This is a genomic window from Alistipes sp. Marseille-P5061, assembly GCF_900290115.1.
GTDB classification, from domain to species: domain Bacteria; phylum Bacteroidota; class Bacteroidia; order Bacteroidales; family Rikenellaceae; genus Alistipes; species Alistipes excrementigallinarum.
Genome location: NZ_LT985750.1, coordinates 324,058 through 338,654, shown reverse-complemented (window position 1 = coordinate 338,654; position 14,597 = coordinate 324,058). Strand labels below are relative to the sequence as shown.

General features: G+C 63.0%; 14 protein-coding genes. 9 read left to right on the top strand and 5 right to left on the bottom strand.

The features are described from left to right. Positions 1-53: 53 nt before the first annotated feature. The 5 genes from C8267_RS08425 to C8267_RS08405 all read left to right on the top strand — a co-directional run bounded on the left by C8267_RS08425 (position 54) and on the right by C8267_RS08405 (position 6,042). Complete coding sequence (locus C8267_RS08425) at positions 54-800, top strand: isoprenyl transferase (protein WP_106634328.1); 747 nt, start codon at positions 54-56, stop codon at positions 798-800. Positions 801-852: 52 nt separating this feature from the next. Next, on the top strand, positions 853-3,444 hold the full coding sequence (locus C8267_RS08420) for a BamA/OMP85 family outer membrane protein (protein WP_087359849.1): 2,592 nt from the start codon (positions 853-855) through the stop codon (positions 3,442-3,444). 300 nt (positions 3,445-3,744) lie between these two features. Beyond that, positions 3,745-4,260 carry an OmpH family outer membrane protein gene (locus tag C8267_RS08415; RefSeq protein ID WP_106634327.1) on the top strand — a complete coding sequence of 172 codons (516 nt, stop codon included), beginning with the start codon at positions 3,745-3,747 and terminating at the stop codon, positions 4,258-4,260. Positions 4,261-4,287: 27 nt separating this feature from the next. Further along, a complete protein-coding gene (locus C8267_RS08410) occupies positions 4,288-4,830 on the top strand; it encodes an OmpH family outer membrane protein (protein WP_087359843.1) in 543 nt (180 codons plus the stop codon). Positions 4,831-5,127: 297 nt separating this feature from the next. Next, positions 5,128-6,042, top strand: coding sequence for a helix-turn-helix domain-containing protein (locus C8267_RS08405; RefSeq protein WP_106634326.1), 915 nt, complete (start codon positions 5,128-5,130; stop codon positions 6,040-6,042). A gap of 258 nt (positions 6,043-6,300) precedes the next feature. Here C8267_RS08405 and C8267_RS08400 read toward each other — a convergent pair whose 3' ends face one another. The 5 genes from C8267_RS08400 to C8267_RS08380 form a co-directional block, all read right to left on the bottom strand. Further along, positions 6,301-6,522, bottom strand: a complete 222-nt coding sequence (locus tag C8267_RS08400; protein ID WP_087359838.1) for a hypothetical protein — start codon at positions 6,520-6,522, stop codon at positions 6,301-6,303. 119 nt (positions 6,523-6,641) lie between these two features. Next, positions 6,642-7,103: a hypothetical protein gene (locus tag C8267_RS08395; protein WP_106634325.1), complete on the bottom strand. Its 462-nt coding sequence runs from the start codon at positions 7,101-7,103 to the stop codon at positions 6,642-6,644. A gap of 11 nt (positions 7,104-7,114) precedes the next feature. Next, positions 7,115-7,735: a hypothetical protein gene (locus tag C8267_RS08390; RefSeq protein WP_158699767.1), complete on the bottom strand. Its 621-nt coding sequence runs from the start codon at positions 7,733-7,735 to the stop codon at positions 7,115-7,117. Continuing rightward, positions 7,735-8,457 carry a bifunctional demethylmenaquinone methyltransferase/2-methoxy-6-polyprenyl-1,4-benzoquinol methylase UbiE gene (gene ubiE / locus C8267_RS08385; RefSeq protein ID WP_087359830.1) on the bottom strand — a complete coding sequence of 241 codons (723 nt, stop codon included), beginning with the start codon at positions 8,455-8,457 and terminating at the stop codon, positions 7,735-7,737. The genes C8267_RS08390 and ubiE overlap by 1 nt, the downstream gene beginning before the upstream one ends. Beyond that, positions 8,454-9,701 carry an ABC transporter permease gene (locus tag C8267_RS08380; RefSeq protein WP_106634324.1) on the bottom strand — a complete coding sequence of 416 codons (1,248 nt, stop codon included), beginning with the start codon at positions 9,699-9,701 and terminating at the stop codon, positions 8,454-8,456. Before C8267_RS08380 ends, ubiE begins: the two co-directional genes overlap by 4 nt. A 76-nt stretch (positions 9,702-9,777) precedes the next feature. Here C8267_RS08380 and C8267_RS08375 point away from each other — a divergent pair, with 76 nt between their 5' ends. From C8267_RS08375 to C8267_RS08360, 4 genes are all read left to right on the top strand, one after another. After that, positions 9,778-10,524, top strand: coding sequence for an SDR family NAD(P)-dependent oxidoreductase (locus C8267_RS08375; protein ID WP_087359824.1), 747 nt, complete (start codon positions 9,778-9,780; stop codon positions 10,522-10,524). A gap of 232 nt (positions 10,525-10,756) precedes the next feature. Continuing rightward, positions 10,757-11,509 (top strand): zinc metallopeptidase, encoded by a 753-nt coding sequence (locus C8267_RS08370; protein WP_106634323.1) that lies wholly within the window; start codon positions 10,757-10,759, stop codon positions 11,507-11,509. Continuing rightward, a complete protein-coding gene (locus C8267_RS08365) occupies positions 11,506-13,098 on the top strand; it encodes a hypothetical protein (protein WP_106634428.1) in 1,593 nt (530 codons plus the stop codon). Before C8267_RS08370 ends, C8267_RS08365 begins: the two co-directional genes overlap by 4 nt. Beyond that, positions 13,095-14,597 (top strand): MBOAT family O-acyltransferase, encoded by a 1,503-nt coding sequence (locus C8267_RS08360; RefSeq protein WP_106634322.1) that lies wholly within the window; start codon positions 13,095-13,097, stop codon positions 14,595-14,597. The genes C8267_RS08365 and C8267_RS08360 overlap by 4 nt, the downstream gene beginning before the upstream one ends.

The window sequence follows — 14,597 nt, the reverse complement described above, 5'->3', positions numbered from 1 at the left end:
TTGGCGGCAGGATTGAACCATTTTGAATTAAATTCCCTATATTTGCACCCTATATGAGTGAACAGAAACGCATACCGCAACACGTCGCCATCATCATGGACGGCAACGGCCGCTGGGCCGAGTTGCGCGGCAAGGAGCGCTACGAGGGCCACATCGCCGGTGTGGAGGCCGTACGCACGACGGTGCGGGCCGCATCGCACCGGGGTGTGAAGTATCTGACCCTCTACGCCTTCTCGACCGAGAACTGGGGACGCCCCCGCGCCGAGGTCGACGCCCTGATGGAGCTTTTCTGTACGAGCGTGGTCAATGAAACGCCCGAGCTGCAGCGCCAGGGGGTCCGCATCCGGATGATTGGCGACCGCAACCGCTTCTCGGAAAAGGTGCAGCACTACCTGGCCCGCGCCGAGGAGCAGACCGCCCAGGGGCAGACCCTGACGCTCATCCTGGCGCTCAACTACTCGTCGCGGAGCGAAATCACGCGCGCCGTGCGCCATCTGGCGCAGCAGGCCGCGCGGGGAGAACTGCGACCCGAGGCCATCACCGAAGAGTGCATCTCGGCCGCGCTCGACACGGCCGACTATCCCGACCCGGACCTGGTCATCCGCACCAGCGGCGAATACCGCCTGAGCAACTTCCTGCTCTGGCAATCCTCCTACGCCGAGCTCTACTTCCCGCAGGTGCTCTGGCCCGACTTCACGGAGGAGGAGTTCGACCGCGCGCTGGAGGAGTACGCCCGCCGGGACCGCCGCTTCGGCCTGGTTCACGAAAAGAAAAATGATGCCGAGCCGCCCGCGAAGTGAGGCATCCCGGCCGATGATGCGTAAGTCAAACGGAAAGACACTAATTGAATAGATGAAGTATTTCGGTAAAACCGTACTCCTCGCAGCCGCAGCCGTGCTGCTCAGTTGCCCCCATATATTCGCCCGCCAGGAGAACCCCGAGCCCCCCGCCGACTCGACGGCCGCGGCCGCTCCCGAGTTCGACCAGAACGCCCCGATGTTCTCCCAGGACGGCGCCCCGCGGCGCTACTACATCCGCCACATCAACGTCCACGGCGTGCAGTACCTCAACGAGGAGATGCTCAAGTCGTCGGCCGGCCTCATCGCCGGCGATTCGGTCTATCTGCCCAGCAACTTCATCTCGAACGCCATCTCGCGTCTGTGGAGCCAGCGCTTCTTCTCGGACGTGAAAATCGGCGCCACCATCGAGGGCGACAGCCTCGACCTGGAGGTCTTCCTCAAGGAGCGCCCCCGCGTCTACAACTGGGGCTTCGAGGGCATCACGAAGGGCAAGAAGCGCGACCTGCTCGACAAGCTCAAGCTCCGCCGCGGCAGCGAACTCTCGGACTACGTGCTCGACAAGAACAAGAAGCTCATCAAGGCCTACTGGGCCGAAAAGGGCTTCCGCAACGCCGAGGTCGACGTGCGCATCGAAAACGACACGGTGCGGCCCCAGGGCGTCAACGTCACCTTCATCATCGACCGCAAGGACAAGGTCAAAATCGGCCGCATCAACTTCATGGGCAACCAGCAGTTCACCGACAAGCGGCTGCGCCGGACCTTCAAGAAGACCCACCAGCGGAGCATCAACATCTTCCGCAACTCGAAGCTCAACGAGGAGGACTACGCCGCCGACAAGGAGCTGCTCATCGACTTCTACAACTCGCGGGGCTACCGCAACGCCACGGTGGTGCGCGACTCGATTTACTTCATCAACAACAAGCGGCTGGGCATCGACATCGAGGTCTCGGAGGGCAACAAGTACTACATCCGCAACGTCACGTGGGTAGGCAACTCGGTCTACGAGACCGACTTCCTGCAGAACATGTTCGGCGTCTCGAAGGGCGACACCTACGACAAGAAGTCGATGCACAAGCGTCTGGGTATCGGCAAGGAGACCGACCCCGACGCCATGTCCGTCTCGTCGCTCTACCAGAACAACGGCTACCTGATGTCGCAGATTGAGCCGGCCGAAATCATCATCGCTCCCGACTCCATCGACCTTGAAATCAAGGTCTTCGAGGGCAAGCAGTTCACCATCAACGAGGTGGGCATCACGGGCAACCAGCGCGTCGACGACGAGGTCATCCGCCGCGAGCTCTACGTCCGCCCGGGCGAGCTCTACAACCGCTCGCTGCTCATGCAGACCATGCGTACGCTCAGCTCGATGGGCCATTTCAACCCCGAGGCCATCATGCCCGACGTGAAGCCCGTCTCGAACGAGCTGGTGAACATCAACTGGCCGCTCGAGGAGCAGGCCTCCGACCAGTTCAACATCGCCGGCGGCTGGGGCTCGGGCACCTTCGTCGGTTCGGTGGGCATCACGCTCAACAACCTCTCGATGAAGAACTTCTTCAAGAAGGGGGCCTGGCGTCCCTACCCGATGGGCCAGAACCAGCGGCTCTCGATTTCGGCCCAGACCAACGGTACCTACTACAAGGCCTTCGCCTTCAGCTTCACCGACCCCTGGCTGGGCGGCCACAAGCCCAACTCGTTCACCCTTTCGGCCCACTATTCGGACCAGAACGACGCCTACTACGTCTGGCAGACCAGTACGCAGTACTTCCGCACCTACGGCGTGGCGGCCGGTCTGGGCAAGCGCCTGACGTGGCCCGACCCCTACTTCACCTTCTACGCCGAGGCGGCCTACGAGCGCTACTCGCTCAAGAACTGGTCGTCGTTCATCATGACCAACGGCTCGGCCAACATGCTCTCGCTCAAGCTGGTTCTCTCGCGCAACTCGGTCGACCAGCCGATTTATCCGCGCCGCGGTTCGGAGTTCACCGCCTCGGTGCAGTTCACGCCCCCCTACTCGCTCTGGGACGGTCTCAACTACCGCCAGCTGGCCGAAACGGCCGAGAACACGAGCCTGAGCAGCTCGGTGCGTGACCAGGCCAACCAGACGCGCTACCGCTGGGTCGAGTTCCACAAGTGGCAGCTCAAGGCGCAGTGGTTCCAGGCCCTCTCGAGCAACTCGAACCTCGTGCTGATGGCCAAGGCCGAGATGGGTTACCTGGGCAACTACAACAAGTACAAGGTATCGCCCTTCGAGCGATTCGAGGTCGGTGGCGACGGCATGTCGGGATACAACATGTACGGTATCGACATCATCTCGATGCGCGGTTACGAGGACGGAGCGCTCGACCCCGTGGGCAGCTACTCGTGCGCCTACAACAAGTATACGGTCGAGCTGCGCTACCCGGTGATTCTCAAGCCCTCGTCGCAGATTTACGTGCTGGGCTTCCTCGAAGGCGGTAACGGCTTCTCGTCGTGGAAGACCTTCTCGCCCTTCAAAATCAAGCGTTCGGCCGGCTTCGGCGTCCGCCTCTACCTGCCCGTGGTGGGTATGCTGGGCATCGACTGGGGTTACGGCTTCGACGCACCGGCAGGCTCGACCACCAAGAGCGGCAGCCAGTTCCACTTCGTCCTCGGTCAGCAGTTCTGACGCCCCGGGCCGGAGTGAGCCGGGTCCCGGATTAATAGGGAGGGATACCCCGGAATGGAGCGAGGAGTGCCCCGGACCGGAGAGAAAGGTGCCCCGGGATGGAGTAAGCGGTGCCGGGTGGAGTCCGACCCGGAGGAGGTTCCCCGAAGCGGCTGCGGACGAATTTGAGGCATGCCGGACGTTTGCGGCAGACAAAACGGGGCCGCTGGCAATAAATTTGAAAGAAAAGAGTTATCTTTATGGGTGCTTTGTGGCGCAAACCGCCCCCACCCGCCAAGAGAACCTGATAAAAACGGAACTATGAAACGTCTGATTTTGATTGCGGCATTCGTGCTTGCGGCCGGAACCGTCGCCGCCCAGAACTGCATCACCGTCAACAGCGAGAAGCTCTTCAAGTCGCTCGACACCTACAATGCGGCCATCGAGCAGCTCGATTCGCTCGCTTCGGCCTACCAGAAGCAGGTCGACGCCCGCTTTGCCGAGGTCGAGGAGCTCTACAATACCTACATGGCGCAGAAGCGTACGCTCACGGCCGCCATGCAGCAGAGCCGCGAAAACGCCATCCTGACCAAGGAGAAGGAGGCGCAGCAGTATCAGGAGAGCATCTTCGGCAACGAGGGTACGCTCATGAAACAGCGCGTGGCGCTCATCGAGCCGATTCAGAAGCAGGTATTCGCCGTCATCGAGGCCTATGCCGCCGAGGTGGGGGCCGACCTGGTCGTCGACTCGGCCAACAACCCGACGCTGCTCTACAACTCGGAGCGCGCCGACCATACGCAGCAAATTATCGAACGACTGAAAACAACAAACAAATAACAAGACAACAAAAACAACTGATTCACCATGAAAAGAGCCATCAAACTGACCCTTGCGGTAGCACTCATGATGAGCGCCACGTCGCTCTTCGCCCAGAAGTTCGGGCGCATCAATACCCAGGAAATCATCATGAACATGTCCGAGACCAAGGAGATGCAGACCAACCTTGAGAGCTTTGCCAAGGAGCTGCAGGACCAGGTCGAGAGCATCAACGTCGAATTCAACAACAAGCGGCAGGAGTTCCAGAAGAACTACAATACCTACTCGGAGTCCGTTCGCCAGCTCAAGGAGAAGGAGCTCTATGAGCTTCAGCAGCGCCTCGAGGACTACAGCCAGGTGGCACAGCAGGATTACCAGAAGCGTCAGAACGAGCTGCTCGCCCCGATTGTCGAGAAGGCTCGCGCAGCCATCGACAAGGTGGCCAAGGCCAACGGCTTCATGGCCGTCTTCGACATCTCGACGGGTGCCATCGCCTACTTCGACGAGGCGACGCTGACCGACCTTGCCCCGCAGGTACGGGCCGAGCTGGGCATTACGGAGACTCCCGCCGCGGAGACGACTTCGAAATAGTTCGAAACACGAGGAGTCCGTACGCCCTCCGGCAGGAAGGGGGCATTCGGGTCCGATAAAAGCCTCGATACGACGGGCGGCCGATGTTCGGCCGCCCGTTCTTATTTCCTGCACCGCCGCAACCTCCCGACCCGGCACACCCCGCCCCGCAACCCGGGCAGAAGGCTCCGCCCGATACGGCATCGTGCGGCCGCTCTGCAAAAAGGAGATACAACTGTCCGAATGTTCCGAAAATGAGACATTCCGAATACTAAGCGCAAATATTTACGTTATATTCGATGAAAAGACGACAATAAAATGGAACTCACAAACAACCCAACGGAAGAAATCCCCTGCTTCACCCTTGCACAGCTTCTCTCCATGCAGGGCGCCTCGCCCGAGCGGGAACTTGCAAAGGGTTGCATGACGGCCAACAACAATCTGCAGCGCCGGCTGTTCCGCTACCCCTGTCGCATCGACGCCCTCTTCATCGGGGTGTGCACGGAGGGAGAGGCCGAGATATCGTTCAACCTCAACAATTTCCGGTTCTCAAAGGACAGCATGTTCATCTATGCTCCCAAAAACATCATCCAGGTACACTCCGACGAGCGATTCTGCGCCCACATGGTAATCATCACCCCGGAGTTCATGCAACGTCTCAACGTCGACATCAAACGCATGATGCCGCTCTTTCTCCGCTACGCCAACCGTCCCTGTATCGAACTCTCGGAGGAGGAGTGCCGGACGTTCCGCAGTTTCCTCTCGCAGGTCGAGCAGGAGCTGGCTGCCCCTGACACGCCCTTCTCACGCGACGTGGTCGACGCGCTGGTCACGGCCACCATCTACAAGTCGTGCGACATTCTCACCCTGCATGCGGAGGAGCAGGCCTCGCCAGAGCCCCCCATACGAAGTCGCAACGAGTTTTATTTCAAGGAGTTCATGAAACTTCTGAACGAGAATTACAAGTCGGAGCGGAGCGTCCTGTTCTATGCTCAGAAGCTCTGCATCACGCCCAAATACCTCACCTCGCTCATCAAGCGCGTGAGCGGCAAGTCGGTCTCCGAATGGATTGACGACTACGTGATTCTCGAGGCAAAGACGCTGCTCAAGTCCTCCAACATGAGCATCCAGGAGATAGCCTACTACCTGAACTTCCCCAACCAGTCCTTCTTCGGCTGCTACTTCAAGCGCCACGCCGGACTCTCGCCCTCGCAGTACAAGCTCAAGAGCTGAGAAGCCGGCCCGCCCCACGCCCGAAGCGGCGAACCATCCCAAGGAAGAGGCACACACCAAGAGACGAAAGGCCCGTCACCGCTTCGGTGACGGGCCTTTTGCCGTGTATTGCCTGCACACAGCCTGCCTCAATCGCACTCCGCCGGACGGACGGAAGAGGTGACCGCACCCCGCACGCCGCCCCGAAACAGGCACAGGACAAAAAAATAAGAGGGCTCTTGTAGAAGAGTCCTCTCGAACAGATGTTCCGTGGAGCAATTACTTCGTCTCCTCAACGGGGGCAACCTCCTCAGCGGCGGCAGCCTTCGTCGAATCGCAAGCCTCGGCGCAAACCTTCGTCGAGTCGCACTCCTCGGTGCACTCTACAGCAGCCTCGGTAGCCTCAGCCTCAACCTCGGCAGCCTTCTTGTTCGAGTTACCAGCGCAGCCTACCATTGCAACGGCAGCCAGAACAACGACAAAAGAAAAAATCTTTTTCATAGCAGGAATAATTTTAATGGTTATTTTTTTACGCCGCAAAATTACATAATCGGTGGAATTATGCAAGAAAAAAGAGAAAAAAATACAGCTTTACGCCACCTTTGTCCCGTAGGTATCAGTCATTTCACCAAATCGGCCGCCGTCAGCTCCTCATTCTTGACGTAGGCCTTCGGAAAGACCCCCTGGACACGTCCCTTCAGGATGATGGCCTCCTCCGAAGTGAGGCAGTCGCCGGCCGTCACCTTGAAGTAGGGATTCTCATAAACCATGTAGACGCGGATGCCGGGAAAGTGCTCCTCGAAGAGCGTCTTGGCCTCGACGGCCTTGGCCCGGGCATCCTGCCCGTTGTCGAAGAAGATGCAGACGCGGTAGCCGCGGAAACGCAGCTGCGTCTCACCCGAAGAGAGCTCCTTCACGGCGCGGGCCGCCTGGGCATCCTCGCGCACCGTGACGCGGGCCGTCCCCAGGGCGGCTTCGGAGGCGGCCGGACGGGCCAGCTGCTCCTTGAAGGCCTCGAGCGACTGGGCCCGAAGCGAACCTGCGGCCGCAAGGGCCACAATCAGCATGATGAACGTGCGCATAGTCAGAAAGGTCAGAATAGTTTCTTGAGGTCATCGACCGACAGCCCGAAGTTACGCAAAAAATCCGACAAAGGGACCCTTTCCTGCGAAAGATTGGCCGAGGCGAGCCCATACCGCCCGCGGGCATGCCACGTGACGGTGGCCTCGGCCGTCTGGCCCGACTGCAGCCGCCGGCCGACGAGCAGCAGCGTCAGCGGGTCGGAGGCCTGCAGCCGCCACCGCGTCCCGAGGCTCGCCTCGCTCCGCCGCGGCAGCACCACCTCGTCGACAAGCCGCGCGCTGGCCAGACACCGCTCGCCCCAGTAGAGGTCGAAGCCCGCCTCCTTGAGCCGGAGCGTGCGGCCCGTATCGTTGACGGCCCGCAGCGTGAGGTCCACGCCCGAGAGGCCGTGCAGGGCGACCGACTCGACCCCCTCGAAGCGGATGTTGCGGCGCACCCGCTCGACCGCTCCCGAGCAGGAGCTCGCCGCGACGGCCACCAGCAGCAGCGCCGCACACCAGAGCCGCCGCACCGCCGGCCGCAACCGACGCGCGCGCTTTGTCTCCGTGCGCCCGTGCGCACCTCGTTCCGTTCCGCTGCCGCACACGGGGCGTGCGGCGCAGCATGGGGTCGTTGTTTCGTTTCGTTCCATCATCGTTCTCCCGTATAAATCCGGGCTATTCCGAAGCTCTGGCTCCGGGCCCGGCAGTTGTGGAATCCCGCCCGGCGCATCAGCTCCATGAAGGCTTCGGGCTCGGGGAAGGCCTCGACCGAGGCGGGCAGGTATTCGTAAGCCTTGCGGTCCTTCGAGACGGCGCCGCCGATGCGGGGCAGCAGCCATCCCGAATAGAAGCGGTAGAGGCGGCCGAAGAGTGCCCCTTTCGGTTCCGAGAACTCCAGAATAACGGCCACACCCCCCGGTTTTATTGTGCGGGCCATTTCGCGCAGCCCAGCCTCGAGGTCGCCGAAGTTGCGCACGCCGAAGGCTACCGTCAGGGCGTCGACCGAGGCGGTCTCGACACGCAGATGTTCGGCGTCGCCCTCCTCGAGCCGCACGCGGGCGTCTAGCCCGCGCTCCGTAACCTTGCGGCGCGCCCGCTCGAGCATCTGCTCCGAGAGGTCGATGCCCAGCACCTGCGAGCCCGGAATGCGGCGGGCCAGCTCGATGGCCAGGTCGCCCGTGCCGGTGGCCAGGTCGAGGATGCGCCGTGCGCCGTGCCGCCGCACAAGCCGCACCACGCGGCGGCGCCACAGGCGGTCGATGTTGAACGAAAGAGTATGGTTGAGCAGGTCGTAGCGCGGCGCTATGCGGTCGAACATGTCGCGCACCTGCGCCTTTTTGGGGCGCTCCTCATCGTAGGGTTTTACCGTCATTCGTATCGGATGGTTTGTTCGGGTTTAATCGATGATATAATATAGGTAGGAAGCACCAGCAGCAGGACGATGACCGCCAGCACCCCGGCGTTGAGCAGGAGCCACCACCCCCACTCGAGGGCGATGGGGACCTCCGAGAGGAGGTATCCCTCCGAGTCGAGCTTCACTACATGGAACCACTGCTGCAGGAGGCAGAGCAGCAGCCCCACGCCGTTGCCCCACGCCATGCCGCGCAGGGCGATGAAGGCCGCCCGGTAGAGGAAAATCCGCCGCAGCGGGCCGTTGCGCATCCCCAGCGCCTTGAGCAGGCCAATCATCCGCGTCCGCTCCAGCACCAGAATCAGCAGCGCCGAGGCCATGTTGAAGAAGGCCACCACAAGCATGATGCCCACTATGACGGCGGCGTTGACGTTGTGGGCCGCCAGCCAGTCGAAGATGTTGGGATAGAGCTCGCGCAGCGACGTGACGGTGAGGTTCTGCGCCTCATCGCCGTCGTCGTAGAGCAGGCGGAGGGCCACCCGCCGCGCGAAGTCGTCCGAGTGGGCGAAGTCGTCCGTACGCAGCTCGTAGCCCGAGACCTCGTCCTCCTGCCAGTCGGCCAGCCGCTGCACGTTGCGCAGGTCGGTGAAGGCCAGCAGGGCGTCGGCCTCGTCCATGCCCGTCGCGTAGAGGCCCGAGATGCGGAAGCGGTCGCGGCGGGGGCGCATGCCGCTCCCCTCGACGAAGAGCATCTCGACCTTGTCACCCACGTCGAGCTTCAGACGGCGCGCCATCAGCTCGGAGAGCAGCACATCCTTCGTCCGCAGCGAGTCGCCCACTCGGGGCAGCTCCCCGCGGCGCAGGCGGCTGCGCAGAAACGACCAGTCGTAGCTCGCGTCGACCCCCTTGAGCAGCACCCCCTGCACGGCGTCCTGCGTGCGGACAATGCCGCTGCGCGCGGCATAGGGGGCCATCGAGGCGAAGCCCTCGACGCTGCGGAGCAGCTCCTCGAGGGCGGCCGTACGCCGCACGGGCTCCGAATCGGGGGCCGAAACCCCGCGGATGTCGGTCACCACGGCATGCGCCGCCAGCCCCGTCAGGTTGCGGACCACCTCGCGCTTGAAGCCCACGATGACGGCCAGCGAGAGGAGCATCACCGCCACGCTCAGCACCACGGAGACCACCGCGATGCGCACCATCACGCCGGGCTTGCTGCCCGACGAGGCCGAGGCCAGACGACGCGCGATGAAAAAGGGAAGGTTCACGACTCGGGGTTTTATGGAATTGTGTGCAAAGTAACATATTTTTTCGTAATTTCGCCCATCACTAAACCCCGGAACAATGAAAAAACTGGCATTGATTACGGGAGCGACCTCCGGCATCGGCCGCGCAACGGCGCTCCGTCTGGCAAAGGAAGGATACGACATCGTGGCAACGGGCCGCCGCGCCGAGCGGCTCGAGACGCTCCGCCGCGAAATCGAGGCGCTGGGCGCCTGCTGCACGACGCTCTGCTTCGACGTGCGCTCCGAGGAGGAGGTGCGCCGCGTGCTGGAGCCCCTCGAGCGGGTGGACCTGCTGGTCAACAACGCCGGACTGGCCGCCGGACTGGAGCACATCGACCAGGGCGACACGGCCGACTGGGACGCGATGATTGACACCAACGTCAAGGGACTCCTCTACGTCACGCGCGTCATCACGCCCAAGATGGTGGCCGCCCACCGGGGCCACATCTTCAACATCGGCTCCATCGCCGGCACGGAGCCCTACGAGAACGGGGCGGTCTACTGCGCCTCGAAGCACGCCGTGCACGCCATCTCGCAGTCGATGCGCGCCGATCTGCTGGCCGACGGCATCAAGGTGACCGAAATCCGCCCGGGCATGGTCGAGACCGAGTTCTCCGAGGTGCGCTTCCACGGCGACAAGGCGCGCGCCGAGAAGGTCTACGAAGGGGTGACGCCCCTGACGGGCGACGACATCGCCGAGGCGATTGCCTGGGTGGCGCAGCTGCCCGACCACATGAACGTGAACGACATGGTGCTCATGCCCGCCCAGCAGGCCGGCGCCTACTACACCGTCCGCCGTCACTGAGCGCAGCCGCCGGGCGGCGACCCCCGCACGCAGGGGGCGGCCCGGAGACGGTGCCGATGCCGATGACGCCCCGACGCCGGGCGGCGGCACGATGCCGAACGGACGAAACTCCTCTCCGGCGAGGGAAAGTCGCGCGGAGGCGCACGTTTTTGTACGCTTCCGAAATAAAATGCCTATATTTGCCGTTGATTTTCCGTAAGGAATAATTGACGGAAAACAAAAACACGACACCATGTTACAACCACTTATCGCCCTGCTCTATGCGGGCACCCAACAGAGCGCACACTTCTCCGCCGCTTCGTCGGGCATGTTTCTGCTCATCATCGCCATCGGCATCGCCGGCTACATCGTCCAGGCACGGCTCCAGTCGGTGTTCAAGAAATATTCGAAGGTTCAGTTCCCCGGCGGGCTCACGGGCGCCCAGGTCGCCGAGAAGATGCTGCGCGAGAACAACATCCACAACGTCAAGGTGACGCACGTGGCGGGACACCTGACCGACCACTTCAACCCCCAGACGATGACCGTCAACCTGAGCGACAGCGTCTACAACTCGACGAGCGTCGCGGCGGCGGCCGTTGCCGCCCACGAGTGCGGCCACGCCGTGCAGCACGCCCGCGACTACGCCCCGCTGACGCTCCGCTCGCAACTGGTTCCCGTCGTGCAGTTCGCCTCGTCGGCCGCCACGTGGGTCATCCTGCTGGGTCTGGTGCTGCTGGCCACCACGCGCAACGAGCTGGTATGCTGGATTGGCGTGGCGCTGATTGTCATGTCAGCCCTCTTCTCGCTCATCACCCTCCCGGTCGAGTACAACGCCTCGGCCCGCGCCCTTGAGTGGCTCGAGTCGAGCCGCACGATGCAGGGCGCACAGCTCGTCCAGGCCCGGGAGGCCCTCACGTGGGCGGCCCGCACCTATCTGGTGGCGGCGCTCGGCGCCATCGCCTCGGTGCTTTACTACGTCTTCCTCATCCTCGGTCGCCGCGACTGATGCAACCCGAAAAGAACTACCTCAACCGCGGCTGTATAGCCCTCACGATGCTCATTGCGGTGCTCGTGGGGGTCAGTTTCATTCCGCCCCAAAGCGTGGGCGGCATCCATCTGCGGCGTGCCAACATCCTCTCCGACCTGCTCACCTTCGAGGATGCCGCCGAGACCAAGGCCGAACCCGCGCTCTTCGACGAGGAGGAGTTCCATGTGGACATGGAGCAGGTTGCCGAACGGATTGTGGCCGACTCGCTGGCCGACTCCGTCCGCACCACCTTCGAGTGGTCGCTCGCACGGCCCGACTCGACCCTCCGCGCCCGGCGTCCCGACACGGTGCGCCTCACACCGCGCATCGTCCCCATCGAGGACTACGACACGACGGGCATGAGCCCCATGCAGCGATTCTACGAGGCGCTGCTCGGCGGCCGGCCGGTGCGCATCGCCGTTCTGGGCGACTCCTTCATCGAGGGCGACATCCTGACGGCCGACCTGCGCGAACGGCTCCAGTGCGCCTATGGCGGCGGCGGTACGGGTTTCGCCCCGATGGCCTCGCCGCTGACGGCCTTCCGCCGCACGGTGCGCACGCAGGCCCGCGGTTGGAACTCCTACAACATCATGCAGCGGCAGCGCACGCCCGAGGAGCTGCGCGCCAACTACTTCGTCTCGGGATGGGTCTGCAGCCCCGACGAGGGGGCCTCGACGCGCTGGGAGGCGACCGACGCCCGACAGCGACTCGACTCGGTGACGACGGCCCGCGTACTCTTCCTCGCGCCGGAGGATGCCCGCATCGAGGCGACGCTCAACGACACGCTGAGCCGCAGCTTCGACGTCGAGGGTGACGCCGCCGTGCGGCAGCTGCTCGTCACGGCGCCCCACATCCATGCGCTGAGCTTCAAGGTGCTCTCGGGCACCCGCCGGTTCATCGGCTACGGCGCCACCTTCGAAGGGGGCGGCGTGACGGTCGACAACTACTCGGTGCGAAGCAACAACGGGCAGGCAATGTTCTGGACCAACCCCTCGGTCAACGCCCAGGTGAACGCAATGCTGGGCTACGACCTGGTGGTGCTCCAGTACGGACTCAACATCATGCAGGCGGGCGTACACGCCTACAACAGCTACGGCCGCCAGGTCGAGAAGATGGTGGCCTACGTACGACAGTGCTTCCCCGGCGCGGCGGTGCTCGTGCTGGGCGTGAGCGACCGCTCGGTCAAGGGCGAGGCGGGCTTCGAGCCGATGGATGCCGTCCCCTACATGAGCGAATGCCAGCGCCGTGCGGCCCGCAATACGGGAGCCGCCTTCTGGCCCACGAGCGACGCCATGCGCGTGCTGGGGGGCATGGAGCGCTTCGTGGCCAGCGGCTGGGCGGGCAAGGACTACACCCACATCAACTACGCGGGCGGCCGACAGGTGGCCTGGGCGCTCTTCGACGCCCTCAACGCCGCACTGGGCGATGCGACCCTGAGGCTCGAGGCGGAGGCTCGTCGCCGCGAAATGCAGCAGGGGGTCATCGACTCGCTGCACATCGTCCGCCTCGACCGGCAACTCTTCTCCGGCGTCATGCTGGAGGACCCCGATAACACCTCGTTGCAATGACCCTTCCCATCACGGACGACCTCGCGGACAAACTCCAATCGCTGCTGCTCTACGACCCCTCGTCGCCGCTGATTTTCAGCAGCGGGCTCTTCCTGTTCCTCTTCGCGGGATTCCTGCTCCTCTACAGCGCCCTGGGCCGCGCCCAGACGGCACGCGTGCTCTACGTCGTCCTCTTCTCGCTCTACTTCTACTACAAGTCGAGCGGCATCTACTTCCTGCTGCTGGTCTTTGCCGCGGCGAGCGACTACTGGCTCGCCCACGCCATCGCCCGCACCGAGCGGCAGAGCGCACGACGGTGGTTCGTGGCGTTGAGCGTTGCCATCAACCTCGGCATGCTGGGCTACTTCAAGTACACGAACTTCTTCATCGACCTCTCGAACCAGCTCTTCGGACAGGGATTCCTCGAATTCCGCAACATCTTCCTGCCGGTGGGCATCTCCTTCTTCGTCTTCCAGTCGATGAGCTATACCATCGACGTCTACCGCCGGCAGCTGCGCCCGCTCGACCACTGGCTCGACTACCTCTTCTACCTCTCCTTCTTCCCGCAGCTGGTCGCGGGCCCGATTGTCCGCGCCCGCGACTTCATCCCCCAGATTTGCCAGCGCCCCTTCGTCACGCGCGAAATGTTCGGCACGGGGGTCTTCCTGATTCTGACGGGCCTCTTCAAGAAGGCCGTCATCTCGGACTACATCTCGCTCAACTTCGTCGACCGCATCTTCGACGAACCGCTGCTCTACTCGGGCTTCGAGTGCCTGATGGGCATCTACGGCTACGCGCTGCAAATCTACTGCGACTTCTCGGGCTACTCCGACATGGCCATCGGCATCGCCCTGCTGCTGGGCTTCCGCTTCCCGAAGAACTTCGACGCCCCCTACAAGTCGGCCACCATCACCGAGTTCTGGCGGCGGTGGCACATCTCCCTCTCGAGCTGGCTGCGCGACTACCTCTACATCTCGCTGGGCGGCAACCGCAAGGGGCGCGTGCGCACCTACATCAACCTGCTCCTCACCATGCTGCTGGGCGGCCTGTGGCACGGCGCCGCCATCCGCTTCGTGCTGTGGGGCGCGCTGCACGGCGTGGCGCTGGCGCTCCACAAGATGTGGCTCGCCCTCGTCCCCGGCGCCAAGATTTCGGGTGCGCAGATGCACCCGCTGAGCCGCATCGCGGGCATCTTCCTCACCTTCAACCTCGTCTGCTTCGGGTGGCTGATGTTCCGCGCCGAATCGATGCAGTGCGTCGAGCTGATGCTCCACCAAATCTTCACCAACTTCAACCCCGCCGTCATTCCGCAGGCCCTTGCAGGCTATGCGGGGGTCTTCGCCCTCATCGGCACGGGCTACCTGCTCCACATGCTCCCGGGGCGGGTCGACCAGATGGCCCGCAGCGTGGTGATGCGCTCGCCGCTCGTGGTGCAGGTGCTGATGGCCGCCGTGCTGATTTGGTGCGTGATGCAAATCAAGTCGAGCGACATCCAGCCCTTCATCTACTTCCAGTTCTGA